General features: G+C 68.4%; 24 protein-coding genes. 5 read left to right on the top strand and 19 right to left on the bottom strand.

Going from position 1 to position 26,783, the window contains the following annotated elements:
• Window positions 1-10: 10 nt before the first annotated feature.
• The 3 genes from EEY80_RS06775 to lhgO form a co-directional block, all read right to left on the bottom strand.
• Entirely contained in the window at window positions 11-1,459 is a 1,449-nt protein-coding gene (locus tag EEY80_RS06775; protein ID WP_126975873.1) for a TrkH family potassium uptake protein, read from the bottom strand.
• A 235-nt stretch (window positions 1,460-1,694) separates the two neighbouring features.
• Window positions 1,695-2,207 (bottom strand): TrmO family methyltransferase domain-containing protein, encoded by a 513-nt coding sequence (locus EEY80_RS06780; RefSeq protein WP_205749042.1) that lies wholly within the window; start codon window positions 2,205-2,207, stop codon window positions 1,695-1,697.
• Window positions 2,204-3,400, bottom strand: coding sequence for an L-2-hydroxyglutarate oxidase (lhgO, locus tag EEY80_RS06785; RefSeq protein ID WP_126975817.1), 1,197 nt, complete (start codon window positions 3,398-3,400; stop codon window positions 2,204-2,206). The genes EEY80_RS06780 and lhgO overlap by 4 nt, the downstream gene beginning before the upstream one ends.
• A gap of 82 nt (window positions 3,401-3,482) precedes the next feature.
• Between lhgO and EEY80_RS06790 the strand changes: the two genes are divergently transcribed.
• Both EEY80_RS06790 and EEY80_RS06795 read left to right on the top strand, forming a co-directional pair.
• Window positions 3,483-4,145 (top strand): epoxyqueuosine reductase QueH, encoded by a 663-nt coding sequence (locus tag EEY80_RS06790; RefSeq protein WP_126975818.1) that lies wholly within the window; start codon window positions 3,483-3,485, stop codon window positions 4,143-4,145.
• A 71-nt stretch (window positions 4,146-4,216) separates the two neighbouring features.
• Window positions 4,217-5,380: a Shedu immune nuclease family protein gene (locus tag EEY80_RS06795; protein WP_126975819.1), complete on the top strand. Its 1,164-nt coding sequence runs from the start codon at window positions 4,217-4,219 to the stop codon at window positions 5,378-5,380.
• A gap of 139 nt (window positions 5,381-5,519) precedes the next feature.
• Here the strand turns inward: EEY80_RS06795 and EEY80_RS06800 are convergent, their stop codons facing one another.
• From EEY80_RS06800 to EEY80_RS06850, 11 genes are all read right to left on the bottom strand, one after another.
• Entirely contained in the window at window positions 5,520-6,563 is a 1,044-nt protein-coding gene (locus EEY80_RS06800; protein ID WP_126975820.1) for a homocysteine S-methyltransferase family protein, read from the bottom strand.
• Between the two features lie 159 nt (window positions 6,564-6,722).
• On the bottom strand, window positions 6,723-7,778 hold the full coding sequence (locus tag EEY80_RS06805; protein ID WP_126975821.1) for a dipeptidase: 1,056 nt from the start codon (window positions 7,776-7,778) through the stop codon (window positions 6,723-6,725).
• Window positions 7,779-7,781: 3 nt separating this feature from the next.
• Complete coding sequence (locus EEY80_RS06810) at window positions 7,782-8,540, bottom strand: ABC transporter ATP-binding protein (protein WP_126975822.1); 759 nt, start codon at window positions 8,538-8,540, stop codon at window positions 7,782-7,784.
• Window positions 8,537-9,367 (bottom strand): ABC transporter ATP-binding protein, encoded by an 831-nt coding sequence (locus EEY80_RS06815; RefSeq protein ID WP_126975823.1) that lies wholly within the window; start codon window positions 9,365-9,367, stop codon window positions 8,537-8,539. Before EEY80_RS06815 ends, EEY80_RS06810 begins: the two co-directional genes overlap by 4 nt.
• On the bottom strand, window positions 9,367-10,290 hold the full coding sequence (locus EEY80_RS06820; protein WP_126975824.1) for an ABC transporter permease: 924 nt from the start codon (window positions 10,288-10,290) through the stop codon (window positions 9,367-9,369). Before EEY80_RS06820 ends, EEY80_RS06815 begins: the two co-directional genes overlap by 1 nt.
• On the bottom strand, window positions 10,287-11,348 hold the full coding sequence (locus EEY80_RS06825) for an ABC transporter permease (protein WP_407920720.1): 1,062 nt from the start codon (window positions 11,346-11,348) through the stop codon (window positions 10,287-10,289). Before EEY80_RS06825 ends, EEY80_RS06820 begins: the two co-directional genes overlap by 4 nt.
• Window positions 11,345-12,940, bottom strand: coding sequence for an ABC transporter substrate-binding protein (locus EEY80_RS06830; RefSeq protein WP_126975825.1), 1,596 nt, complete (start codon window positions 12,938-12,940; stop codon window positions 11,345-11,347). Before EEY80_RS06830 ends, EEY80_RS06825 begins: the two co-directional genes overlap by 4 nt.
• Window positions 12,941-13,244: 304 nt before the next feature.
• Window positions 13,245-14,696, bottom strand: coding sequence for an FAD-binding oxidoreductase (locus tag EEY80_RS06835; protein WP_126975826.1), 1,452 nt, complete (start codon window positions 14,694-14,696; stop codon window positions 13,245-13,247).
• 22 nt (window positions 14,697-14,718) lie between these two features.
• Window positions 14,719-16,317, bottom strand: coding sequence for a tripartite tricarboxylate transporter permease (locus EEY80_RS06840; RefSeq protein WP_126975827.1), 1,599 nt, complete (start codon window positions 16,315-16,317; stop codon window positions 14,719-14,721).
• Entirely contained in the window at window positions 16,317-16,865 is a 549-nt protein-coding gene (locus tag EEY80_RS06845) for a hypothetical protein (protein ID WP_126975828.1), read from the bottom strand. Before EEY80_RS06845 ends, EEY80_RS06840 begins: the two co-directional genes overlap by 1 nt.
• 34 nt (window positions 16,866-16,899) lie before the next feature.
• Complete coding sequence (locus EEY80_RS06850; protein ID WP_126975829.1) at window positions 16,900-17,850, bottom strand: tripartite tricarboxylate transporter substrate-binding protein; 951 nt, start codon at window positions 17,848-17,850, stop codon at window positions 16,900-16,902.
• Window positions 17,851-17,955: 105 nt separating this feature from the next.
• On the opposite strand from EEY80_RS06850, the gene EEY80_RS06855 reads away from it, so the two are divergent.
• From EEY80_RS06855 to EEY80_RS06865, 3 genes are all read left to right on the top strand, one after another.
• On the top strand, window positions 17,956-18,459 hold the full coding sequence (locus tag EEY80_RS06855) for a MarR family winged helix-turn-helix transcriptional regulator (protein WP_126975830.1): 504 nt from the start codon (window positions 17,956-17,958) through the stop codon (window positions 18,457-18,459).
• Window positions 18,456-19,913 (top strand): sulfatase-like hydrolase/transferase, encoded by a 1,458-nt coding sequence (locus tag EEY80_RS06860; RefSeq protein ID WP_126975831.1) that lies wholly within the window; start codon window positions 18,456-18,458, stop codon window positions 19,911-19,913. Before EEY80_RS06855 ends, EEY80_RS06860 begins: the two co-directional genes overlap by 4 nt.
• A 79-nt stretch (window positions 19,914-19,992) precedes the next feature.
• Complete coding sequence (locus tag EEY80_RS06865; protein ID WP_126975832.1) at window positions 19,993-20,916, top strand: formylglycine-generating enzyme family protein; 924 nt, start codon at window positions 19,993-19,995, stop codon at window positions 20,914-20,916.
• Between the two features lie 38 nt (window positions 20,917-20,954).
• On the opposite strand, the gene EEY80_RS06870 is transcribed toward EEY80_RS06865, so the two are convergent.
• The 5 genes from EEY80_RS06870 to EEY80_RS06890 form a co-directional block, all read right to left on the bottom strand.
• The gene (locus EEY80_RS06870) at window positions 20,955-22,082 is read right to left on the bottom strand and encodes an acyl-CoA dehydrogenase family protein (RefSeq protein WP_126975833.1); all 1,128 of its coding nucleotides are present in this window, start codon (window positions 22,080-22,082) and stop codon (window positions 20,955-20,957) included.
• The gene (locus tag EEY80_RS06875; RefSeq protein ID WP_126975834.1) at window positions 22,079-23,260 is read right to left on the bottom strand and encodes an acetyl-CoA C-acyltransferase; all 1,182 of its coding nucleotides are present in this window, start codon (window positions 23,258-23,260) and stop codon (window positions 22,079-22,081) included. Before EEY80_RS06875 ends, EEY80_RS06870 begins: the two co-directional genes overlap by 4 nt.
• An 11-nt stretch (window positions 23,261-23,271) precedes the next feature.
• Window positions 23,272-24,039 carry an SDR family NAD(P)-dependent oxidoreductase gene (locus EEY80_RS06880; RefSeq protein ID WP_126975835.1) on the bottom strand — a complete coding sequence of 256 codons (768 nt, stop codon included), beginning with the start codon at window positions 24,037-24,039 and terminating at the stop codon, window positions 23,272-23,274.
• A 63-nt stretch (window positions 24,040-24,102) separates the two neighbouring features.
• Window positions 24,103-25,488, bottom strand: coding sequence for a dihydrolipoyl dehydrogenase (gene lpdA, locus EEY80_RS06885; protein ID WP_126975836.1), 1,386 nt, complete (start codon window positions 25,486-25,488; stop codon window positions 24,103-24,105).
• On the bottom strand, window positions 25,485-26,783 hold the full coding sequence (locus tag EEY80_RS06890; RefSeq protein WP_126975837.1) for a dihydrolipoamide acetyltransferase family protein: 1,299 nt from the start codon (window positions 26,781-26,783) through the stop codon (window positions 25,485-25,487). Before EEY80_RS06890 ends, lpdA begins: the two co-directional genes overlap by 4 nt.

A 26,783-nucleotide genomic window follows, 5' to 3' on the forward strand; every position in this document is an offset into this window, starting at 1 on the left:
GACCCGCGCCTCACGCCCGCCAGAACCGGGGCAGCACGATCACGAAAATCGCCAGCAGCGCCAGACGCCCCATCAGCATGGTGACGATCATCACCCATTTCGCCGTCTCGGGAAATTCCACGAATGTGCCGGTGCGCGCCACCATCGGGCCATAGCCGTAGCCGATATTGCCGATCGAGGTCCATGTGCCGAAGATCGCGCTTTCCAGATCGACCCCGGTCAGGGTCAGCGCGACGCTCATCACGCCGATGGTCAGGACATAGCCGTAGACATACATGATCAGCGCGCTCATCGCGTCGTCATCCACGGTGCGGCCGTCGTATTTCACCGGGCTGACCCGGTGCGGGGCGTGCAGCCGGCGGATCTGGTTCAGGATCGCGGCCCCGGTCAGCTGCACCCGGAACACCGTCAGTGCCCCGGAACTCGACGAGGAGCAGCCGCCGATCACCCCGATGATCAGCGACACCACCATCGCGAAGGCGCCCCAGCCGCCGAAGCTGCCGGAAAAGAACCCGGTGCCCGAAAAGATCGACACGATGTTGAACAGCGCCTCGCGGAACACCGCCTCGGCCGGCATCTCCGAGGTGGCGAGCCGCCACAGCGTCACCGCCGCCACAGCGATGGCGATCCAGCGCAGGTAGCCATGCACCTGCGGGTCGCGCCACAGCGCCGTCCGCGCGCCCGACACCATCTGCACATAGCGCACATAGGGCAGGCTGCCGAGGATCATGAACAGCGCCCCGGCATATTCGCCCGCGCCCTGATACTTCCCGAACGAGGCGTCGGCGGGCGAGAAGCCCCCGGTGGCAATGGTGGCCATGGCGTTCACCACGGCGTCCAGCGGCTCGAACCCCAGCGACAGATAGGTGACGAGGCAGGCGAAAGTCAGCCCCGCATAGACCAGCACCAGCGACCGCGCGATGTCGGTGGCGCGGGGCAGGATCTTGCCCAGCGTGTCGAAGCCCTCGGTGCGGAAGAACTGCATGCCGCCCACCCGCATCACCGGCAGGAAGATCATCACCACGAAGGCGATGCCGAGCCCGCCCAGCCAGTTCAGCATCCCCCGCCACAGGTTCAGCCCCGGCGGAAAGTCGTCGAGCCCGGTGAAGACGGTGGAGCCGGTGGTGGTGATGCCCGACACCGCCTCGAAATAAGCGTCGGTGAACGAGGCTTCGGTCGCGCCCAGCATGAAGGGCAGCGCCGCGAACAGTGGCAGGAAGGCCCAGATCCCCACCGTCAGCAGGAAGGCCTGCCGCACCGACAGGCTGGGCCCGATGGCATTGCCGGTGGAGATGGCGAAGAACAGCCCGACGCAGCCGGTGATGACCGCGCTTTCGATGAAGGCCCACCAGTTCGCCTCGGCCGACAGCGCGTCGAGCGCAGCGGGAATCAGCATGAGCACACCGAGGACGGTGAGCATGACACCGATGACATGCCCCACTGGACGAAGGTCGATCATGATGCGCGAGCCTTCGCCGCGGTGCCGCGACAAGTCAAGCCCGCGGGACGGGACCGCCGCCCGGACGATGGCCGCCGGGGTGGAACGGTTCCTGCGCGCCGACGCGGCCATCCCGGCCGAGGTGGCGGGTCCCGTGCGGCTGAGCGTGTCCGAGGCGATGGGGATCGAGGTGATGCCCCGGGTGCGGGCGGTCATCGACGCGGGTCGCCGCCTTCACCGCCCCGGCCGGCGGCGATCAGCCGGCGGGATAGCCGGGCGGGATGTCCACCCCCGGCAGCCAAGGCTTGATGTCGATCAGCGGCGTGCCGTCGAAGGCGTCGATGGCGTCGATCTCCAGCACCCCCGCCGCCGCATCGACGGATATGAGCCGCACCACCGCCAGCGCCACCGGGTTCGGCCGCGCCGGCGAGCGCAGTGCGAAGGTGCCGCAGGGCGCCGCCTTGTGCCGGGGCGCCTGCACCACGAGGTCGCGCCGCGCCTGCCCCGTCCAGTACAGCAGGATCGCCGCATCCCCCGCCTGCAGCCCCGTCAGCGCGGGCCGGAACGCGGGCGCCACCACCGCCGCGAACCGCCCGCCCCGCGCCCGCGCCTCGGTCAGGTTCTTCGGGCAGTCGCCCCGCCGCCAGGGCGATGCGATATGGCCGATGAAGCACAGGCCCGCATCGGCCCGCGCGCCCGGATCGACGGGCAGCGCGACCTCGCCCGGCCGGGGCGCCTGCCCTGCCCCGCCGCTCATGCCGCCGCTCATGCCGCCTCCTCCATCCGGTCGACGATCATCGCGGCGATGGGCATGGCCGAGGTCGCGGCCGGCGAGGGCGCGTTGCAGACATGCAGCTGCCGCGGCGTGTCGAGGAACAGGAAATCCTGCACCAGCGTCCCGTCCGCCATCACCGCCTGCGCCCGGATGCCGGCGCCGGGCTCGCGCAGGTCGTCCAGCGTCAGCGACGGGCAATACTTGCGGCACAGCGCCAGATAGCCGCGCCGGGACAGGGAATTTCGGAACTCTCCGATCCCGCTGCGCCAATGGCCCGCGGCCATCCGCCAGAAGCCGCCGAAGCCCGCCATGTCGGCCAGATCGGCCGGCCGCAGGCTGCCCCTGGCATAGCCCTCGCGGTGAAAACCCAGCACCGCGTTCGGCCCCACCGTGACCCGCCCGTCGATCATCCGCGTCAGGTGGACGCCGAGGAACGGCAGGTCGGGGTCCGGGATCGGATAGATCAGGTGCCGCACGATCCCCGACCGCGCCGGCGGCAGGGTGTAATATTCGCCCCGGAACGGCACGATCCGGTGGCGGGGCGCGAGGCCGCCCATCCGCGCGACCCGGTCGGATTGCAGCCCGGTGCAGGCGATCAGCCGGTCGGCGGCGATCCGGCTGCCATCGGACAGACGCAGCTCCACCCCGCTGCCGGTTTCGGCGATGGCGGTGGCGGCGATACCGGTGCGCAGCTCTGCCCCCGCCGCCGCCAGCTCCTCGGCCAGCGCCGCACAGATGCGGCGATAGTCGACGATCCCGGTCGAGGGCACGAGGATCGCGCCCAGCCCGGCCACATTCGGCTCGATCTGCCGCAGGCACGCGGCCGAGACAGGCTCGATCCCGATGCCGTTCTCTGCCGCGCGGCCGGCCAGCACCTCCATCCGCTGCAGTTCCAGCGGCGTGGTGGCCACGAGGAGCTTGCCGCAGGTGTCGAAGGGAATGCCCTTCGCGCGGCAGAAGGCCTTGGTCGCCTCGGCCCCCGCCTTGCACAGCCGCGCCTTCAGCGAGCCGGGCGCATAGTAGATGCCGGCATGGATCACGCCGCTGTTATGCCCGGTCTGGTGGCGGGCGAAGCCCGGTTCCTTTTCCACCAGCAGCAGCCGCGCCCGCGGGTCGCGGCGCAAGAGTTCTGCCGCCGTGGCGAGGCCCAAGATGCCGCCCCCGAGGATACAATACCGATAGCGCATCCGCCCTGCCCCCTTCACCGGCCGTCCCCGATGCTTTGCCTCTGCCCGCGAAAGGCGCTAGAACGGCGCGAAGGAGAGACATATGGCCGACCTGAACCGCCCCACCCTCACGCCGCCCGGCGGACACCGCAAGGTGCTGCTGCATTCCTGCTGCGCGCCCTGTTCGGGCGAGGTGATGGAGGCGATGACCGCCTCGGGCATCGACTACACCATCTTCTTCTACAATCCCAACATCCACCCGCAGAAGGAATACCTGCTGCGCAAGGATGAAAACATCCGCTTCGCCGACCAGCACGGCGTGCCCTTCGTCGATGCCGATTACGACACCGACAACTGGTTCGCCCGCGCCAAGGGGATGGAATGGGCGCCGGAACGCGGCATCCGCTGCACCATGTGCTTCGACATGCGGTTCGAGCGGACGGCGCTTTACGCCCACGAGCACGGCTTTCCGGTGATGACCTCCTCGCTCGGCATCTCGCGCTGGAAGGACATGAACCAGATCAACGGCTGCGGCGCGCGGGCGGTGGCGCCCTATGCGGGGCTCGACTACTGGGACTACAACTGGCGCAAGGGCGGCGGGTCCAACCGGATGATCGAGATTTCCAAGCGCGAGGAATTCTACCAGCAGGAATATTGCGGCTGCGTCTATTCCCTGCGCGACACCAACCGCCACCGGCGCGAGACCGGCCGCGGCCCGATCGAGATCGGGACGGTGTATTACCGGAAGGACGGGACGGGGGAGTAGGGGGCGGACCGGAGCGCAAGTCCGTTTGGGACGTATGAGGGCTCGGGGCCGTTTTTGTGGGAAATAAGGCAATGACCGACGACGAGGCGAAATTTTTCCAGCTTCGCAAGTCAGGGAAGACCTTCATCTCCAAGGTCTTTAGTTGGAAGGAAAACTCAGAGGAGCGACTTCGCCACGTTAGGATAGTCATGGACGGCTCCGATATTATCCACCTTGGTGAAATCGAAGGGGCTGTGTGCCTTAGGCTCTCTGGTGAGAAACGGAAGACACAAGTCGCGGCAGTCGTGTCACAGGACGACAAGGCAATCCGGCGCCTGACCTTGCAGACCTTCCAGTCGCGCCAACAGGGCGATTGGTATCAGGGTTACGAAGAACATGCATTCACTTTCCGCCGTGACGAATTCGAGCGGTTGCTAGCGTTTCTGGAGCGCATCAAGTTTGTCGATCTCTCGAACCAAGAACGCTTCGAGATCGAAGATATCTCCACGGGAACTGGACGCAAAGCGATCATCGACGCCGCCGACGGGGACATTGTAAAACGCTTCCTTTCGATGGGCGCTCAGGATCGAGAAGCGGCACTGCGCGCACTCGGGAACTCCCTTTCTCCAAGAGATATCGACATCCTCTTGGGCCGACAGGCGGCGCTAAAAGTTTTTGAGCAGCAGCTTCTTGCAGGAAGTTGGATCGAACGCGATTGGCAGCAGTTCTTTGAGTCTCAGCCTTGGGTCTTTGGCTACGGTCTAGACTATAGGGTGATGCGAACATTCGACCGTGAGGTGACTGTCGGTGCCGGGGGAACGGATAACCGCAATAAGCCGGCCGTAGACTTTCTCACCTCCTTCAGCGACTACACGGTGCTTGTAGAGATTAAGCGTCCCGACGCTCGCATTTTCCAGGTCAGGAAAGGTGGCCGCGCGGGAACGTGGAGTTTCAGCGCCGACTTTACCGATGCCGTATCGCAGATCTTGGAGCAGAAGGCCGAATGGCTCTCTTTCGCCTCGACCGGCGAGCACCACAGCAAAGATGGAAAGCGACGGCTGGAGGCTCGCACGCGCGATCCTAAGGCAATTCTCGTAGTTGGTTCCAAGAAAGAGTTCGATGCCACCGATGACCTGCGCGCTCGGCAGGTCATGCGGGACACCTTTGAACTATTCCGAAGGGACTCACGCTCGGTCGAGATCATCACTTTCGACGAGTTGCTAGAGCGGGCCCAGTTCATCACCCGGGAGCGATAGCACTCGAACAAAGGGCCGGAATACTTTGGTGAGCAAGCCTGGGCGTCACAGTGTAGCCGGCGTGCCATATGTCATTAGTGAAAGTCGTGCCCGCAACCCATCCGGCCGCGAGCATCCGCACGTCCGCAGAGGCCTCTCCTCAGATCTCCGCCGTCCGCGCCCGGTAGGCCTCGGGGATCTTCGCATCGGTGCCGAAGAAGGCGTGTTTCGACATGTCGGCGGTATAGCGGCTGGCCTCGGGGTGCTTGCCCACCGCCTCGGCCACGGCGCGGATGTGGTGCGGGCCCGCGCCGCAGCAGACGCCGAGGTAATGCGCGCCGATCTCCAGCGCCGCCTTCGCGAAGTCCGCCATCTCGTAGCGGTTGCAGGTGAAGGGGTCGAGCGCCACCGGGAAGGGCCGGTCGCCGGGGATGCAGCCGCAATGCGGGTCGCGCAGGGTCTGGAAGGTCGGTTCCGCCTCGGAGGTGCGATAGGGCACGGGAAGCGCCGCGACATGGCAGGATACCGCCGCGCGGATCTCGCGGATATAGGGCAGCATCGTCTGCGGGCCGCGCTGGCAGTTCAGCCCCACCACCGTCGCGCCCGCCTGTTCCAGCCGCTGGCAGGCCTCGACCACCGACACCTTGTCGAACATCTCGCGGCCGCGATGGGCCGACAGCGTCACCACGGTCGGCAGGCCCGTCGCCGCCATCACCTCCAGCGCGCAGTCGGCCTCGCCCGCCCAGTCGATGGTCTCGGCGATCAGGATGTCGGCGCCCTCCTCGACCGCCCACCCGATCTGCTCCTCGAACATGGCGCGGACGGCCTTCTGCTTGGCGGGATCGTCCGCCTCCCAGACATTGGTGTTGCAGATATTGCCGGCCATCAGCGTGCCGGGATGGCGGTCGCGCACATCGCGGGCAATGCGCAGCGCCTGCCGGTTCATCGGCTCCAGATCGCCCTCGCGGCCGATGACGCGCAGCTTCTCGCGGTGGGCGTAATAGGTGAAGGCCTCGACGATGTCGGACCCGGCATGGACGAAATCCTCGTGCAGGCGGGTCACCGCCTCGGGATGTTCCAGAACCACCTCGGGCACGAAGGCGCCGGCCTGCAGATAGCCGCGGCGTTCCAGTTCGAAGAGATAGCCCTCGGCGCAGATGACCGGGCCGGCGTCGAGCCGGGATTTCAGCACGTTCTCGGCCATGACAGCCCCCTCCAGCGTTGATCCTGCCAGGGGCCGCGACCGGCCCCGGCCGCCGCAGGCTCGCATGGCCGCCGGGGCCGGTCTGGACGCCGAGCGACGCCGCGATGTCGCGGGCGGACAAGGGGGGAAGCAAGGGCGGGAAGCAAGGGCGCGGGGCCGCTAGCCCCAGGTGCCGTCCAGCACGGCCAGCCAGTTCCGCCAGGCCAGCTTCTCGACCAGCGCCTCGCCATAGCCATGCGCGCGGAACGCGTCGAGAAGCCTCGGCAGGCCCGCCACGTCGCCCAGGGGTTCGGGGACCGTCGCGCCGTCGAAATCGGAGCCGAGCCCCAGGTGATCCTCGCCGAGGATTCCCAGCAGATGGTCCATGTGCCGCAGCACCGGGTCCCAGCCGATGGCGGGGTCGCGCCGCCCGTCGGGGCGCAGGAAGGAGGTGGCATAGTTCAGCCCGACCATGCCGCCGCTGTCGGCGATCATCGCCAGCTGCCGGTCGGTCAGGTTGCGGGCCGAAGGCGTCACGGCATGGGCGTTGGAATGGGTGGCCACCAGCGGCGCGTCCGACAGCCGCGCCACCTCGTCGAACCCCGCCGCGTTCAGGTGGCTGAGGTCGATCATGATCTTCAGCGCGTTGCATTCGGCCACCAGGCGCCGTCCCGCCTCGGTCAGCCCCGCGCCGGTATCGCCGGTCGAGGGATAGCGGAAGGGCACGCCATGACCGAAGGCCGTGGGCCGCGACCAGACCGGGCCCAGCGACCGCAGCCCCAGCCCGTGCCACAGATACAGCGCGTCGAGATCCTCGCCGATGGCCTCGGCCCCCTCCATATGCAGGATCGCGGCGATCCGTCCCGCCGCCATCGCGGCGCGGATGTCGGCGGTGGACCGGCAGATCTGCAGGGTGCCGGTGCGTTCCATCCACAGCAGATGCCCGATCATCGCGGTGGCGACGGGCAGCGCCGCCTCCATCGGCACCGGCGGCGGCAGCGGCAGGTCATAGGGCGGATTGTCCATCAGCCTGTCGATGTCGAGCGGCTCGCCCTCCGAAGGCGACGGGATGTAGACGGCGAAGAAGCCGCCGGCAAAGCCCCCTGCCCGCATCCGCGGCAGGTCGAGATGGCCCTTGCCCTCGCCCCGAAGCCAGATCGCCTCGCGCGCGGCGGGATTGCGCAGCAGGCGCAGCAGGAAGTCGTTGTGACCGTCGAAAACGGGCGTCAGGGTCATGGATCAGGCCGCCGTATAGCCACGCGACGCCTCGAGCAGCGCCTGCGTGTAGGGGGATGTTGCGGCCCGCGCGCGCAGGGCCGCGCGGGTCAGTTCCTCGACGCCCTGCCCGTGCTGCATCACGAGAAGCCGGTCGCACATATGCGCCACCACGGCAAGGTCATGGCTGACCATGATATAGGTCAGCCCCCGTTCCGTGCGCAGCCGGTCGAGCAGGTTCAGCACCTCGGCCTGGATCGAGGCGTCCAGCGCCGAGGTCGGTTCGTCGAGCAGCAGCACCCGGGGTTCTAGGATCAGCGCCCGGGCGATGGCCACGCGCTGGCGCTGCCCGCCCGACAGCTGATGCGGATAGCGGAAGCGGAAACCGCGGCCCAGCCCCACCTCCTCCAACGCCCGCTCGACCCGGGTCTCGCGGTCGGAAAAGCCGTGGATCGCCAAGGGCTCCGACAGCACCCGGTCGACGGTGTGGCGCGGATGCAGCGAGGCATAGGGGTCCTGGAACACCATCTGCACCTGCCGGAAGAACTCCGGCCCCCGGCGCGGCGGCAATGCGCGCCCGCCGATCAGGATCGTGCCGTCCCATGTCGGCGCCAGCCCGCAGATCGCGCGCAGCACCGTGGACTTGCCCGAACCGGATTCCCCGACGAGGCCGAAGCTTTCACCCTCGGCCACGGTCAGCGACAGGCCGCGCACCGCATGGACCTGCGAGGCCCCGGCGGTGAAGCGCACGTCGAGGTCGCGGATGTCGATCAATGGCGTCATCGGGCCCAGTCCGCCTGTCGTTCGAGGGTGGGAAGCGGGTGACGGTCATGGTCGAGATCGGGCAGGCAGTTCAGCAGGCCCCGCGTATAGGGGTGCCGCGCCAGATGCAGGTCGGCCGCGCGCAGCTCCTCGACCATGCGGCCGGCATACATCACCAGCACCCGGTCGCAGAAGGACGAGACCAGCCGCAGGTCGTGGCTGATGAAGATCAGCCCCATGCCCCGGTCGGTCACCAGCCGGTCGAGGATGCGCAGCACCTCGACCTGCACCGTCACGTCCAGCGCCGAGGTCGGCTCGTCCGCGATCAGCAGGTCCGGCTCGGCCACCAGCATCATCGCGATCATCGCCCGCTGGCCCATGCCGCCCGACAGTTCGTGCGGATAGGCGGCGAAGACCCGTTCGGGATCGCGGATCTGCACGGCGTCCAGCATGTCGAGCGCGCGGCGCCGCTTGTCCGCGCCGGACAGGCGCCCGTGGAACTTCAGCGCCTCCATGATCTGCCGGCCCACGGTCATCACCGGGTTCAGCGAATACTTCGGGTCCTGCATCACCATCGACATCCGCCCGCCGCGCAAGCCGCGCCAGTCGCGCGGGCTGGCGCGGTTCAGGTCGATACCGTCGAAGACCAGTTGCCGTGCGGTGGCGCGGCCCGGCGGCGGGGTCAGGCCCAGGATCGCCCGGCCGGTCTGCGACTTGCCGGACCCGGATTCCCCGACGATCCCCAGCCGTTCGCGCCCCAGCGTGAAGCTGACGCCGCGCACCACCTCGCTCGGGCCCTGGCGGGTCGGGAAGGTCACGCGCAGGTCGTCCACCGTCAGCAGCGCCATCACTTCCTCGCTTTCGGGTCGAGCACGTCCCGCAGGCCGTCGCCGAGGAAGTTGAAGCCCAGCGACACCACGAAGATCGCCAGCCCCGGCATCGTCGCCACCCACCACTGGTCGATCAGGTAGCGGCGGCCTGCGGCGATCATCGCCCCCCATTCCGGCTGCGGCGGCTGCGCCCCCAGGCCGATGAAGCCCAGACCCGCCGCCGTCAGGATGATGCCGGCCATGTCGAAGGTCACCCGCACGATCACGGACGAGGTGCACAGCGGGACGACATGGCCCCAGATGATCCGCGCGCTCGACGCCCCCTGCAGCCGGATCGCGGCGATGAAGTCGCTGTCGCGGATGGTCAGCGTCTCGGCCCGGGCCAGCCGCGCATAGGGTGGCCACGAGGTGATGGCGATGGCGATGATCGCGTTCTCGATCCCCGGCCCCAGAGCCGCGACGAAGGCGAGCGCGAGGATCAGGCGCGGGAAGGCAAGGAAGACATCGGTGACGCGCATCAGCACCGTATCGACCCAGCCGCCGAAATAGCCGGCGGTGGTGCCGACGAAGACCCCGATCGGCGTGGCGATCACCGCGACCAGCGCCACCACCATCAGCGTCAGCCGTGACCCGTGCACGAGGCGCGAGAAGATGTCGCGCGCCTGGTCGTCGGTGCCCATCAGATGCGCGGCCGAGGGCGGCAGCAGCCGTTCGGTGCGCAGGTCGCCCCCAACAATCGGATTGTAGGGCGCGATCAGGTCCGCGAAGACCGCGACGAGGATCAGCGCCACGATGATGCCGAGCCCCACCATCGCCAGCGGATTGCCGCGAAAGGCCAGCCAGGTGCGATAGGCCTGCCCCAGCCGCGCCTGCCGGCGCGAGGCGGGCTGTTCCGTCAGCAGCCAGTCCCGGCGCGAGGGCACGTGCGGCGCCACGGTCATCCCCGCCTCCGCACGCGCGGGTCGAGCAGACGGTAGAGCAGGTCCGACAGCATGTTCAGCCCCACGAAGCAGGTGCCGATCAGCAGCGTGCAGCCCAGCACCGCGTTCATGTCGGCGTTCTGCAGCGAGTTGGTCAGATACATCCCCAGTCCCGGCCAGGCGAAGACCGTCTCGGTCAGGACCGAGCCTTCCAGGAGGTGCATGTAGCTCAGCACCACAACCGTGATCAGCGGCACGGCGGCGTTCTTCAGCGCATGGACCCAGATGATGCGCCATTCCGGCACGCCCTTCACCCGGGCGGCGATGACGTATTCCTGCGCCAGCTCGCCCAGCATGAAGCTGCGGGTCATCCGGCTGATATAGGCCATGGAGAAATACCCCAGCAACGATCCGGGCAGGATCAGGTGCGAGAAGACGTTGCCGAAGGCCGCCCATCGTCCCTGCAGCGCCGTATCCAGCAGCAGGATGCCCGTCCGCACCGTGAAGTCGTATTCATAGGCGATGTCGACACGGCCGGGGCCGGCCACCCAGCCGAGCCGCGCGTAGAACAGCAGCAGCCCCAGCAGCGCCAGCCAGAAGATCGGGGCGGAATAGCCGACAAGGCCGATCACCCGAACGACCTGATCGGTCAGGCCCCCCTGCCGCACCGCGGCCAGCACCCCCAGCGGGATGCCCAGCACCGTGCCGATGATCACCCCCGTTGTCGCCAGTTCCAGCGTCGCGGGGAAGACCCGGCCGATGTCCTGCAGGATCGGCCGCTTGGTCAGGAAACTCTCGCCGAAATCGCCGCGGAAGACATCCGTCAGATACAGCCAGAACTGCACCCAGATCGGCTGGTCGAGCCCCAGTTCCTTGAAGACCCGGTCGTAGGTCGATGCCGTGGCGCGGTCGCCCACCACCGCCAGCACCGGGTCCACCGGCACCAGCCGGCCGATGACGAAGGTGACGAAGAGCAGGCCGAGGAAGGTGACGGCTGCCGTGGCGACGATCTTCAGCGCGCCCCACAGGATGGCAAGGGCGCGCCCGCGCCCCTGCCGCTGCATCGGGATCGCCGTCACTCCTTGGTGACCCCAACGAAGGAGTTGTCCGAGAAGGACGGGCCGACGACGAAGCCGTCCACGTTCTCGCGCATCGCCGCCACCTCGACCTGCTGGAACATGATGATGAAGGGGCTGTCCTCCAGCACCTTGCGCTGCGAGTCCTCGTACATCGCCGCGCGGGCGGCGGCGTCGGGCTCCATCATCGCGGCATCGGTGGCGGCGGTCAGCTCCGGGATGTCCCAGGAATTCCGCCATGCCAGCGGCTTCGACGTCGCGTCGTCCGAATTGTCCGGGTTGTAGGCGAAGGTCGAGGCGTTGGTATGCGGGTCCTGATAGTCCGGGCCCCACTGGCCGATATAGATGTCATGGGTACGGGCGCGGTACTTGGTCAGGGTCTGGCCACCATCGCCGGGGATCAGTTCCAGCGTGATGCCCGCCTGCGCCATCGTCGCCTGGATCGCCTCGGCGATGGCGGTGATGTCGGCGGTGTTGCGGGTGTCCATGGTGACGGAGAAGCCGTCGGGATAGCCCGCCTCGGCCAGCAGCGCCTTGGCCTTTTCCACGTCTAGCGAATAGGGCGTTTCGTCCAGTTCGCCCAGGAAGCCCTTGGGCAGGTAGGTCTGGTGCACCGTCGCCACGCCGGACATGATGGTGTCGGCGATGGCCTGGTAGTCCACCAGATATTTCATCGCCTCGGCGACCTTGGGGTTGGACAGGTATTCGTTCTTCTGGTTCAGGCCCATGTAGTAGATGGACCCCTTCACCCCTTCCATCATCTTGATGTCGGGATTCGAGGACAGCGCCTGCAGCTCTTCCGGCCCCAGCTTGCGGGCGATGTCGATATCCCCCTGTTCCAGCAGCAGCCGTTCGGTCGCCGGTTCCGGGATGTGGCGGTAGATCACCCGCGCCATCGCCGGCGCCTCGCCCGAGTAGTTCTCGTTCCGCTCGAACACCACCGCCTCGTTCGGGCGCCATTCGCGGATCACGAAGGGGCCGGAGCCGGCATAGTTGGTCTTCAGCCAGTTGTAGCCATAGTCATCGCCTTCGGCATGTTCCATGACCAGCGCCTTGTCCACCACCATCGCCACGTTTGCGGTCAGGCAGTAGAGCACCAGCGAGGGCGAATAGGGCTTGTCCATCTCGAACTCGACCGTGGTCGCGTCGACGGCGCGGATCTTTTCCTCGACATTGTCGGGGGTAAAGCCGAACTGGGTGATGATGAAGGCGGGCGACATGTCCAGCTTCACCGCCCGCACCAGCGAGAAGACCACGTCCTCGGCGGTGATCGGATTGCCCGAGGCGAATTGCCGGCCCTCGGCGATCTTGAAGGTGATGGTCAGGCCGTCCTCCGACACGGTCCAGCTTTCCGCGACCTTGCCGCGGATGTCCGACACGTTCATCGGGTCATAGCTGATCAGCGGCTCATAGCTGTTGCCCAGCATCTCGCCGGCCGAGAACTCGAACACTTCGGCCGGATCGAGCGTGATGATGTCGTCGATCGCCCAGGCCTGGATCAGCGTGTCGGGCGGGGTATCGGCAAGGGCGGGCAGACCCTGAACGGCGGCCCAGGCGGCCACGGCGGTGGCCAGCCAATGCGAACGGTGGAACATCGGGTATCCTCTCTGCTGGAGCGTCGCCATGCCCGCAGCCTTGCAACGGCAGCTGTCGGTTGGACTGAGGAGGTCATTAACCGCGCGGTCAAAATTCCTGTCAACCCTTGCCGTCGCGCAAGTTCGTCCCCCGGCCCGGAGTCGGCGTCGCGCGCCCCGGAGCTGCGCGTTGCGGTGCAGCCGGGATCGTCCGGGGGTTCCGGGGAATGGGAAAAGGATTCGGCCCCTGGACCGCTCCGGCGTCCCGCGGCCTGCCCTCGCGGGCCGGCCGCGACCGGTGCGGCGGGTCCCGGGCGCTGCGCCGTCAGGGTGCGGGAATGGTCTTGCCCGGGTTCATGATGTCGGCCGGGTCCAGTGCGGACTTGATCCTCTGCATCGCGGCCAGCCGTTCGGCCGTGCGGTAGCGGCGCATGAAGTCCAGCTTGCTGCGGCCGATCCCGTGCTCGGCGCTGAACGAGCCGCCCATCTCGCGCACCCGCTCCAGTATCCGGCGCTTGAGGCCATCCACCGCGCCCTCCGTCCAGGCGGCGTCGTCGTCGCTGGTCATGGCATAATGCAGGTTGCCGTCGCCCAGATGCGCGACGTTCAGCGAAAGGAACCCCGCGGCGGCTACCTCGGGATCGCTGACCCGGATGAAGTCGGGGACCCGTGCCAGGGGCAGGGCAATGTCGAACATGTACACGTTGCGCCGCGCGAAGATGATCTCGCCCACGCTTTCGCGCATGCGCCACAGGTCCTGCCGCTGCTGCTCGGAACTGGCGATGAGGGCATCCGTGACCAGACCTTCCTCCATCAGCGCCTCGAGTGCCGACAGCATGATCCCCTGCAGGGTCTGCATTCCGCTGTCGTCGGGGACGGCATCGCCGGGACGCGAGGACGCGATCTCCAGCAGGATGCCGGTTTCGGCCGGCACCTCGACGGGCGGGCGCATCTTCAGGTGGTCGCAGATCGCGGCGATCATCGGGGCGGGCATGTATTCGAAAGCCTCGACCAGCCCGCCCGAGACGTCCTGCAGCCGGTTCAGCACGACGAGCGCCGCATCCAGGTCGCGCAGGCTGAGGAAGGCCGTCGCCACCGCCACCGGAGCAGGGAACAACCGCACCGTCGCCGCGGTGATGACGCCGAGCGTGCCCTCGGACCCGACCAGCAGGTCGCGCAGGTCATAGCCCGTGTTGTCCTTGCGCAGGCCGGACAGATCGCTGACGACGCTGCCATCCGCCATCACCGCCTCGATCCCGATGCAAAGCGCCCGCGCATTGCCGTAGCGCAGCACGTTCGAGCCGCCGGCATTGGTCGCGAGGTTGCCGCCGATGGTGCAGCTGCCCCGCGCGCCGAACATCAGCGGATAGATCAGGCCGTCATCGGCGATGGCCTCCTGCAAGGTCTGCAGGACGACTCCCGCGTCCACCGTGGCCGTGCGCCCGGCCTTGTCCACGTTGCGGATGCTGCGCATCCGGTCCAGCGACAGAAGGATGTGGGGGCGGTTCCCATGGGGGGTGGCGCCGCCGGCGATGCCGGTGTTGCCGCCCTGCGGGGTGATCGCGATCCCGTTGGCGGCGCAGATCCTGACGATGGCCGACACCTCTTCGGTCGAGGCGGGGCGGACGACGGCGATGGCCTCGCCGGTATACCGGCCCGTCCAGTCGGTGAGATAGCGTGCCGCGTCCCCGGCATCGGTGACGAGACCGCGTTCGCCGACGATGGCGCGGATCGCACCGATGGTGTCGTCGGCGGCGGGGATCGGGTCGTGCGGCATGATGGGACCTGTCTGTTCGGGCTCAGTTCGGGTGGGTTGCGGCGGCGCCATGGCCCTTGCGGCGGCCGAGGAAGACGATGATCGCCACCGCCATCAGCAGGAAGATCACCGAGGTGGCGGAGCGGAACAGGAAGAACGGATCGCCGCCGGTTGCCGAGAAGGCCTGCCGGGCGGTGTTTTCCAGGGTCCCCGCCAGGATGAAGGCGATCACGAAGGGCAGGACGGGGATGTCCAGCCGCCGGAAGAAGAAGCCGAGGATGCCGAAGCCGAAGGTGATCCACAGCGCCGCCATCCGCGTGTCCTGGATGTAGATGGCGGTCAGCGTCACCATCAGGACGATCGGCAGCAGCAGCCGGATCGGAATGCGCGACATGACCGACATGGCGCGCATGAAGGCGCCGCCGATGGTCCAGTTCAGCAGGTTGCCGAGGGCCATCAGGGTGAAGATGCCGAAGGCCACGACCAGCTCGGGGTTGATCTGCGGGCGGGTGAAGTTGAAGACGGCCGGGCCGGGGTTGAAGCCCCCGATCGAATCCGCGGCGAGGATCAGGAACACGGCCGCCGCGTTCCCGGGGATGCCGAGCGACAGCACCGGGATCAGGTTCGCGCCCGAGACGGCGGAATTCGCTGCCTCGGTCGCGGCGATGCCTTCGGGCGCGCCCTCGCCGAAATCCGGATCTTCCGGCCTTTTCCTGCGCTTGTGGATGCCGCGGCCGACCGTATATCCGAGCGTCGCCGCAAGGGTGGACCCGACGCCCGGCAGGGCGCCGATCAGCGTCCCGATCACCGAAGACCGGGCGATATGGGGCATGATCCGGCGCAGATCGCCCTTCTGCAGCCCGTCCGCGACGTCGCCATGGCTGCTCTGGACGGTGCTGGCCTGTCTCTCTCCGCGCCAGATGTCGTTCAGCGTGACGAAGATCTCGCCCAGGATCAGGGCCCCCAGAACCGCGCTGACCATCGGAAAGCCGTTCTGCAGCCCGTCGATGCCCAGCGTCAAGCGGGGGTGGAAGGTCTGCCCCGTCGCCACGGTCGCGGCCAGCACGCCGAGCGCCACGGCAATCAGACCCTTGCCGACCGAGCTGCCCATCACCGACGAGATGAAGGTCAGCGACAGGATGATCAGCGCAGTCTTTTCGGGCAGGTCGAGGAAGCGCTCGACCATGATCGCAAGGAAGGGCGCGCAGACGAAAAGCACGATGTCGGAGGCCGTATCGCCCGTCACCGACGAGAAATGCGCGATCCGCAGCGCCCGGCGGGGCATCCCCCGCTTGGCCATCGGGTGGCCGTCGAGCGTCGTCATGATCGCATCCGGCGTGCCGGGCACGTTGAAGAGGATCGCCGGAACGGCCCCGCCGACGGTGGCGCCCTTCATCACCCCGATGAGAAAGCCGAAGACCGGCAGCAGCGCGTCGGGACGGACGCCGAAGACCGAGATCAGGATCGGCAGCGACACCGCCATCGCCGTGGGTCCGGCAAGACCGGGGGTCGCGCCGACCGCGATCCCGGTCAGAAGGCCCAGGAACAGCGTCACCAGGCACGAGGGGATGCCGACGCCGAAGACCGAGAACATCGCCGTGTTGGAAAAGACGGACTGGATGCCGAGCAGCACATAATCCATCACACGTCTCCGTTGGGCGGCAGCAGAAGGCTGCCGAAGGGCAGGTCATAGACAAGCGCGAGGCACAGGGCGACGACGAAGCCCAGCAGGTAGACCCGGGCGGTCAGGCGGCGGTCGACCAGCGAGATCAGCGTGCCGATCATGAATCCGCCGCCGATGATGAAGCCCACGTATTTCCAGGGCAATGTGCCGCGCAGGTTGCGGTAGCTCTCGTCGCTGAACAGCGCGGCCGCCAGCGGGCCGGACCAGCGCATCAGCAGCATCGCGCACAGGAAGATGCCCCCGACCCCGGCGATGAAGACGAGGTCGAAGCGATCGAGGCGCAGGGTCGATCCGGTCGCCCGCGCCTCGATCATCAGGATGAGGCCCGCAATCCCCAGAAGCGAGAAGCCGATCGTGGGAGCAAGGGCATCTCCGATCCTCATGCTGCCGCGGACGACCTCGACGATGGCGCTGCCGGTGTCCCTCGGCACCCAGACCAGGACGGCCAGGACGGAGGCCACCACGATGGCCGCACCGAGCACGGCGTCGCCATTGACACGATTCATCGCTTTCTCCTCCCAGGATTGCGGGCGGGGTGGTTCACTTGATCGCTTCGAGAAGCTGGCTCGAGTCCTGGACGCCCTTGGCGATATAGGCGTCAAGCTCGGCCCCGGTCAGCACGGCTGCCCCGCCGAAAGACCGCTGGATCAGCGCGCCGGCCTGGGTGTTCGGATCGCTGGCGACATCGGCAATGGCCTGGGCGAGGGCCACGCGGGCCTCTTCGGGGATGTCCTTGGGCGCGATGAACATGAAATAGCCGTCCAGATAGAACTCGCTGCCCAGATCGACGATCGAGGGCGCATCCGGGCTTTCGGCCAGCGGGGTCGGGATCGCCGTCGCGATGTTAACCAGTTCGCCCGCGGTGACCGCCTTGGCCTGCGCGCCTGCGACCCAGCCGATGTCCAGATCGCCCGCCCGGACCCCGTTCATAATCTCGGCCCCGCCGGCGACGCTCACGATGTTGAAGGGGATCCCGGTTTCGAGGCCGAAGTGATAGGCCATGTCGGCCTGACGCTCCGTGGCGACGCCGAAGCGGATCGGCGTGCCGGCCTCGGCCTCGGCCTTCACCTTGTCCCAGGTGGAGAACCGGCCATCGGCCACGGCGATCAGACCCATCTGGAACGCCGCCGTGGTGGCCAGCGGCGTGAAGTTTTCGGCCTGAAGCGCGGGATCGCCCGCGATGACCGCGTTATAGGCCAGGGTCTCGCTCACGACCATGCCGATGACGGTGCCGTCGGCGGGGGCGGTGCTGAGTTCCTTGGCAAGGTTCAGGCCGCTGTTGCCCGTGACCTGCTGGGGCAGGATGGTCCAGCCCGTCTTGTCCTCGACGCCCGAGGCGACGAGGCGGGCCTGGGTATCGGCGCCGCCGCCCGCCGCGAAGCCGATCATCAGCGTGATCGGACCCGGCGGGGTCCAGTCCTGGGCGGTGGCGGCAAACGGCGCGGCAACGAGCGATGCGAGCATCGCGCAGGTTCTGGCGATTCGGTTCATGAGTAGCTCCTCCCTCTACTCGGTTGACAAATCCACCAAACGACCCTAGCTGTCAATTAGAAGGTTTACTTTTCCACCTTTTTGCGCAAATTGACGGACAACGCGGTGGAGGCGCATGTGGGACATCATCAGGACAGCAGGGGCGGCCTCGATCTGCCTCTCAGCATGCTGATCGCCCAGGTGCATTCGGCGCTCAACGCTCAGGCCCGGGCAATTCTTGCGCATTTCGGTCCGCTCAACCTTGCGCAGTGGCGCATCGTGCGGCTCGTCGGGACGGACATCGCCAGAACCAGCACGCAGGTGCGCAAGATCATCGGCCTCGACAAGAGCCAGCTGAGCAAGGAGCTGAACGCGCTGGTCAGCCATGGCTACATCACCACGCGGACCTACGAGCGGGACAGGCGACAGCAAGTGCTGGAGCTGACGCCCCTGGGGCGCGAGGCGCTCGACCGGCTGCTGCCCGTGCTGACGATCCGGCACGACCACCTGATGAACGCGTTGCGCCCGGAGCATCGCGCAATGATCCGGGAGGCACTCGCCGCCCTGGAAGAAGCCGCACAGAAGACCGATTTCGGGATAAAGGCGGCGCTTGAGAAAGCCGAGCCATGACACGCACGCCGCCACGCACGCCCAATCTACTCGTGATCCTTTCCGACCAGCACCAGGCCCAGGCCATGTCCTGTGCCGGTCATCCGGTGGTGCAGACGCCGAACCTCGATGCGCTGGCCGCGCGGGGCACGCGCTTTACCAATGCCTACACGCCCTCGCCCATCTGCGTGCCGGCACGCGCCGCCTTCGCCACGGGGCAATACTGCCACCGGATCCGGTGCTGGGACAATGCGATGCCCTATTCCGGCCAACCGCGCGGCTGGGGTCATGCCCTGCAGGACAAGGGCATCCGCGTCGAATCGATCGGCAAGCTGCATTACCGCAGCACCGAGGACGATGCCGGCTTCGACGTGGAGCATATCCCGATGCATGTCCACGAGGGCAAGGGTATGGTCTGGGGCTCGATCCGGCGCGAGGACGAGCGGGTCTACAAGCACCATGTCCGGATGATGGGCGATACGGTCGGCCCCGGCGAGAGCAATTACACCCGCTATGACGCGGCAGTCACCGAACGGACCTGCGGCTGGCTGCAGGAGGCTGCGGGCGATGACAAGCCCTGGTGCCTGTATGTGGGCCTGGTCGCGCCGCATCATCCCCTGATCGCGCCGCCGGAATTCTACGACATGTATCCCCATGACGCGTTGCCCTCCGACAAGCTGCGGCCTAAGGACGGATACGAACAGCATCCGTGGATCGCCAAGACCGCGGCCGCCATGGTGGGCGAGGACGGCTGGACCGGCGAGGACGAACGGCGCGTGGCGATCGCGGCCTACTACGGCCTGACCAGCTGGATGGACCACAATGTCGGCCGCATCGTCGCGGCGCTGAAGGCCAGCGGCCAGTTCGACGATACGACGATCGTCTATTCCAGCGACCACGGCGAAAGCCTCGGCGTCCGCGGCCTGTGGGGCAAGATGAACATGTATCAGGAATCGGCCGCGATCCCGCTGATCGTTGCCCCGGCACCGGCTGCGGGCAAGACGCCGCCTGCCCTCTGCGCCACCGCGGCCACGCTTCTCGATGTGTCCGAGACGATCCTGGCGCATTTCGGCGCGAGCCTCGAGGGCGAGAGGCCGGGAATGTCGCTCTACGAGATGGCCGAGGCGCCCGAGAACACCGAACGGGTGGTCTTCAGCGAATATCACGCGGTGGGCGCGGTATCGGCCTCCTACATGATCCGCAAGGGACGCTGGAAGCTGATCGACTATGTGGGCTTCCCGCCCGAGCTGTTCGACCTGGACGCCGATCCCGAAGAGATGCGGAACCGGGCGCAGGATCCCGACGCGGCAGAGGTGCTGCGCGATCTTTATGCCGAACTGGCCGCGATCTGCGATCGCGAGGCCGTCAACGCCCAGGCCTTCGCCGATCAGGACAAGATGATCGCCGGTTACGGCGGACGCGAGATCGCGATGAATATCGGCGCCCCGTCCTCCACCCCTCCCCCGACGGCCTGACGCCTGACCCCGGCCCGGCGACGCAGCGCCGGGCCGATCCGCCGCAACCGATGCGCCTGCGACCATCAGGATTGCCGCCATGAGCTGCTGCCCCGCCTCGCGCCGCGCCGCCACCGCCGAGGCACCGATCGTCTATGCGGCATCCGCCAGGGACAGCGCCCCGGTCGTGGCGCTGGACGGCGGACGCTTCCACATGGGCACGAATGACAGGATCCTGCCGCAGGACGGCGAATATCCTGCCCGTCCGGTCACGATCCGGCCCTTCGCAATGGATGCCTCGGCCGTGACGGTCGCCCGCTTCGCCCGTTTCGTCGCCGAGACGGGGCATGTCACCGAGGCGGAGGGCTTCGGCTGGTCCTATGTCTTCGCGGCGCTGCTGGAGACGCCCGACGCGTATCGCGCGCTTCCCGGCCTTGCCTGGTGGCGCGGCGTCGACGGCGCGTGCTGGAAACATCCCGAAGGCCCCGACAGCGAAGTCGAAGGGCGCGCCGATCACCCGGTCACGCATGTGTCGTGGAACGACGCGACAGCCTTCGCCTCCTGGGCGGGCGGGCGGCTGCCGACCGAGGCCGAATGGGAATACGCGGCCAGCGGCGGCATCAATGGCACCCGCTTTCCCTGGGGGGATCAGGAGCCCGACGATACCGGCTTCCAGCCCTGCAACATCTGGCAGGGTCATTTTCCCGATCACAACACCCGGGCCGACGGCTTTCTGGGCACGGCCCCCGCGGCCAGTTTCGCGCCGAACCGTTTCGGCCTCTACAACATGGTCGGCAATACCTGGGAATGGACGGCGGATGTCTTTCGGCTCCGGTCCGTCGCCAAGGCCGCGCGGCAGGCGAATGCAGCGGCGCGGGGCGCGCGGACGCGGGTGATCAAGGGCGGCTCCTACCTCTGCCACCGAAGCTATTGCTACCGGTATCGCATCGCCGCCCGCAGCGGCAGCCCGCCGGATTCGAGCACCGGCCATATGGGCTTCCGGCTCTGCTACGACAGGACCTGAACGGGGCGGCGGGCCAGCACGACCCCGGTCGCCGGCTGTCAGAGGTTGCGGGCGATCACCAGGCGCTGGACCTCGCTCGTCCCTTCGTAGATCTGCGCCACCCGCACATCGCGATAGATCCGCTCGACCGGATAGTCGCCGAGATAGCCATAGCCGCCATGGATCTGGATCGCGGCCGAGCAGACCTCCTCGGCCATCTCCGAGGCATAGAGCTTGGCCATGCTCGCCTCGGTCAGGCAGGGCTTGCCGGCCTCCTTCATCATCGCGGCGCGCAGCACCAGCAGGCGCGCGGCCTCGATCCGGGTGGCCATGTCGGCCAGCCGGAAGGCGACGGCCTGATGCTCGATGATCGGGCGGCCGAAGGCGATCCGCTCCTTCGCATAGGCCAGCGCCGCCTCAAAGGCACCGCGCGCCATGCCGACCGCCTGCGCCGCGATCCCGATGCGCCCGCCCTCGAGGTTCGAGAGGGCGATGCGATAGCCCTCCCCCTCTGCGCCCAGCCGGTTTTCGGCCGGAACGCGCATTCCGGTGAAGGCCAGCGCGCAGGTGTCCGAACTGTTCTGGCCCAGCTTGCGCTCGACCGACATCACCTCATAGCCCGGCGTATCGGTCGGGACGATGAACGCAGAGATGCCCTTCTTGCCCGCCGCGGGGTCGGTCACGGCGAAGACGATGACGACATTGCCGTTCTTGCCCGAGGTGATGAACTGCTTGGCCCCGTCGATGACGTAGACATCGCCGTCCCGCCGCGCCCTGGTGCGCAGGTTGGCGGCGTCGGATCCGGCATGCGGCTCGGTCAGGGCGAAGCCGCCGATCCATGCGCCGCGCGCCATCGCCGGCAGGAAGCGGGCCTTTTGGTCGTCCGTCCCGTAGCGCAGGATCGGCACGCAGCCGACGGAACTGTGGACGGCCATGATCGTGCTCAGCGCGCCGTCCGCCGCCGCCACCTCTTCGACGGCCAGCGCATAGGCGACCATGCCGGTCTCCGAACCGCCATGGGCCTCGGGAACCAGCATTCCCAGAAAGCCCAGCTCGCCCATCTCGGCCAGCTCGGCGCGGGGGAAGGCGTGGTCGCGGTCCCGCTGGGCCGCGCCCGGCGCAAGCCGCTCCTGCGCGAAGGCGCGGACGGCGTCGCGGATCTGTTCCTGCTCTTCGGTCAGCATCAGGACATCCTCTCGATGGAAACGGCCGTCGCCTCCCCGCCCCCGATGCAGAGCGCGGCGAGCCCGCGCGTCAGCCCGTGGGATTCGAGCGCGGCGAGCAGCGTCACCAGGACCCGCGCCCCGGACGCGCCGATGGGATGGCCGAGCGCGCAGGCCCCCCCGTGGACGTTGACCCGGTCATGCGGCAGGCCGAGATCCTGCATCGCCGCCATCGCGACCACCGCGAAGGCCTCGTTGATCTCGAACAGGTCATAGTCGCCGAGACCGATACCGCCACGCTCAACCAGTTTGCGGATCGCTCCGATGGGCGCAGTCGGAAACGCGCTGGGCTTGCCGGCATGGGTGGCATGGCCGACGATCCGCGCCCGGGGCGTCAGGCCCCGCCGCTCGGCCTCGGACGCACGCATCAGCACAAGCGCCGCCGCCCCGTCCGAGATGGACGAGCTGTTGGCCGCCGTCACCGTGCCGCCGTCACGGAAGGCCGGGCGCAGGGTCGGGATCCGGTCCGGCCGCGCCTTGCCCGGCTGCTCGTCGGTGTCGACGATCCTGTCGCCGCCGCGGCCCGGGACGGTGACGGGCGCGATCTCGGCCGCGAACCGGCCCTCGGTCGCCGCCTTGAGGGCACGGGTGAGGGAAGCGAGCGCGAAGTCATCCTGGGCCTCGCGGGTGAACCGGAAGGCCCCGGCGCAATCCTCGGCGAAGGTGCCCATCAGCCGGCCCTTGTCATAGGCATCCTCCAGCCCGTCGAGGAACATGTGATCCATCACCTGCCCATGTCCCATCCGGTAGCCCCCGCGCGCCTTCGGCAGCAGATACGGGGCGTTCGACATGCTCTCCATTCCGCCCGCGACGACGATATCGGCACTTCCGGCGAGGATCAGGTCATGGGCCAGCATGACCGCCTTCATCCCCGAGCCGCACATCTTGTTGACGGTCGTGGCCCCCGCCGCCAGCGGCAGCCCCGCACCCAGCGCGGCCTGCCGTGCCGGGGCCTGCCCCTGGCCGGCGGGCAGCACGCACCCCATGATGACCTCGGCCACGGCCTCGGGCGCGAGATCGCCCAGCGCCGCCCGGATCGCGGTGGCGCCGAGCACGGGGGCCTGCAGGCTGCTGAAATCGCCCTGGAAGCCGGCCAGCGGCGTCCGGGCGGAACCGACGATGACGACGGGATCGCTGCGCATCTCTTCTATCCTCATTTCGGGGCCATGCGCAGGGCGCCATCCAGCCGGATGACCTCGCCGTTCAGCATGAGGTTTTCGACGATGTGACGGACCAGCGCCGCGTATTCGGCCGGATCGCCCAGACGGGCCGGAAAGGGCACGGTGCCGCCCAGACTTTGCTGCACCTCTTGCGGCAGGCCCGCCATCATCGGCGTCGCGAACAGGCCGGGCGCGATGGTGACGACGCGGATGCCATGGCGGGCCAGTTCGCGCGCGGCGGGCAGGGTCAGGGCGGCGACCCCGCCTTTCGAGGCGGCATAGGCGGCCTGTCCGATCTGCCCGTCGAAGGCCGCGATGGAGGCGGTGTTGACGATGACGCCGCGCTCGCCGCCGCCGTCGGGATCGTTGCGGGACATGGCCTCCGCAGCGAGGCGCAGCATGTTGAACGTGCCGACCAGATTGATCTGGATGGCGCGGGCGAACCGGTCGAGGTCGTGCGGTCCGTCGCGGCCGAGGATCTTCTCGCCGGGCGCGATCCCGGCGCAGTTCACGCAGACGTCGATATGCCCGAAGGCCTCGGTGGCGGCGGCGATCCCCGCCGCGACTGCCGCCGCCTGCGTCACGTCGCAGGCCGCGAAGCGCGCGTCGGCGCCCAGGTCACCGGCCGCGGCGGCGCCGGCCTCGGCATTGACGTCCAGCAGCATGACGCGCGCGCCGCCCCCGACGGCCATGCGCGCCACCGCCAGCCCGAGGCCGGAGCCGCCGCCGCTGATGAGGAATGTCCGGTCCTTGGTCTGCATGGCATGTCCTTCCCTGATGTCTGCCGGCGGGCGGAGGGGGTTCCTCTCCCCGCTCCGGCGGCCCTAGATGTGCAGCGCGTGGCCGAGGATGCGCAGGGACGCCTCGTGCAGCGCCTCGCCCCGCGTCGGATGGGCGTGGATCGTGCCGGTGATGTCCTCCAGCACCGCGCACATCTCGATGGCCAGCGCGAATTCGCCCGCAAGTTCCGCCACGCCGGCACCGACGGCCTGGATGCCGACAACCTCGTGACTGGTCTTTCGCGCCACCACCCGGATGAAGCCGCCGTCATCGCCCGCCGTCATCGCGCGGCCGTTGGCGGAAAACGGGAAGACCCCGACCTCGACCGCGAGTTCCCTGGCCTTCGCCTCGTCGGGGGACAGGCCCACCGTCACGATCTCGGGGTCGGTGAAGCAGACCGCGGGGATCGCACGCTTGTCCCAGGACCGCGGATGCCCGGCCAGGATCTCGGCCAGCATCTCGCCCTGCGCCATGGCGCGGTGGGCCAGCATCGGATCGCCGGTCACATCGCCGATGGCGTAGACGCCCTGCATCGAGCTGCGGCAGCCCTCGTCGATCCGGATGAAGCGCCCGGCCATCTCCAGCCCCAGCCCCTCGAGCCCGAACCCCTCGGTCGCGGGGGCGCGCCCGGCGGTGACCAGCACCTTGTCGGCCGGAATGTCGCGCGGTCCGTCCGGGGCGGTGACGCGCAGGCAGCGGTCGGCAAAACTGTCGGCGCTGGTTCCGGTCAGGACTGTCGCGCCGAGCGCCTTGAGCCGGGCCAGGACGGGGCGGGTCAGGTCGGCGTCGTATTGCGGCAGGATGCGCGGCGCGGCCTCGACCACCGTCACCTCGGCCCCCAGCTTGGCCATGGCCGTGCCGATCTCGAGGCCGATATAGCCGCCTCCGACGATGGCGAGGCGCTGCGGAACCGCGCTCAGGGACAGGACCTCGGTCGAGGACAGGATGTCGCCGCCGAAGGGCAAGGCGGGGATCGCCTGCGGGCGCGAGCCGGTGGCAATCACCAGATGCTCGGTGCGGATGCGGAGCGGGCCATCCGGCGTCGCGACCTCCACCGTCTTGCCGTCGAGGATCCGGGCCTTCCCCCGGACCATCTGCACCCTGGCCTTGCGCAGAAGCCCGGCCACGCCCTCGGTCAGCCGCGCCACGATGCCGTCCTTCCAGGCCACGGTGCGGGACAGGTCGATCCGGGGCGCCGAGGCGGTGATGCCAAGGGGATTGTCGCCGGCATGGGCGCGGGCCGCGAAGAACGCCTCGGCGGCGTGGATCAGCGCCTTGGAGGGGATGCAGCCCACGTTGAGGCATGTGCCGCCGGGGGCCGCGGCCTCGACCACGATGGTGTCGAGGCCCAGTTGGCCCGCGCGGATGGCGCAGACATAGCCGCCGGGACCGGCGCCGATGATCAGCACCTTGCAGCTCTCGTGCCTCATGCCTCGTCCTCCATGAAGATCAGCGCGGGCGTTTCCAGCAACTGCTTGACGCCCTGCACGAAGGCGGCCGCGTCCCATCCGTCCACGACGCGGTGGTCGAAGCTGGCCGAGATGTTCATCATCTTGCGCGGGACGAACTGGTGCCCGTCCCACATCGGCCGCACAGCCATCTTGTTCACCCCGAGGATCGCCACCTCGGGATGGTTGATGATCGGGGTGGTCGCGATCGCCCCCAGCGGCCCGAGCGAGGTGATGGTGATGGTCGAGCCGGTCAGTTCGTCCCGGCTGGCCTTGCCGCTGCGGGCGGCCTCGGCCAGCCGCGCGATCTCGGCGGCGGTGGCGCGGATTCCGAGCGCCTCGGCATGGCGCAGCACCGGAACCACGAGCCCGCTGTCGGTCATCGTCGCAATGCCGATATGCACCGGGTTGTAGCGGGTCACGATGCCGGCGTCGTCGTCGAAATGGGCGTTCATCCCGGGGTGATCGGCAAGGGCGCGGCACAGGCCGGCGCTGATGAAGGGCAGCATCGTCACCTTGGGCCGGTCCCCGCGCGCGGCATTCATCGCGGCGCGCAGATCCTCCAGCGCGGTGACGTCCACCTCCTCGACGACGGTGATATGGGGAATGCGGCTGTTGGCCAGCGACATCCGGTCCGCGATCTTGCGGCGCAGTCCGATGACGCGAAGCGTGGACGTGCCCTCGCGGCGGCGGCCGCGCGACGGCGCGGCGGCGGCGGACCCGGGCCCGGCCTCGAAGACCCGGTCCAGATCGGCGGCGGTGATCCGGCCCGCCGGGCCGGTGCCGGCCACCTGCCGCAGGTCGATCCCGGCGGCGCGGGCCCGGGCCCGGACCGCGGGGGCGGCCAGCGGCGCCTCTCCCTCGGCGCGCAGGGGCCGCGCCGTGCCGGCCGGGGGCGCGGCGCGGTCGGGGGTCCGGTCGGCGGTCCGTTCGGGCGCGGGGGCCGGTTTCGCGGGGCTGGCCTCCGGGGTCTCTGGCGGGGCCTCGGGTTTCGCCTCCGGCGTCGCCGCCGCGCCGGCCGCGGCACCGCTGCCGCCGCTCGTCTCGATCACGACCAGCACCGATCCGACCGCGATCGTATCGCCGATCTCGCCGCCGAGCGAGACGATGGTCCCCTCGAAGATGCTGGGAATCTCCACCGTCGCCTTGTCCGTCATCACGGCGGCGATCACGTCATCCTCGCGCACCATGTCGCCGGGTTTGACATGCCATTCGACCAGCTCGACCTGGGCCACGCCCTCGCCGACATCGGGAACCTTGATGTTTTTCTCGGCCAT

The organism is Frigidibacter oleivorans, assembly GCF_003993775.1.
In the GTDB taxonomy this organism is placed as follows: Bacteria; Pseudomonadota; Alphaproteobacteria; order Rhodobacterales; family Rhodobacteraceae; genus Frigidibacter; species Frigidibacter oleivorans.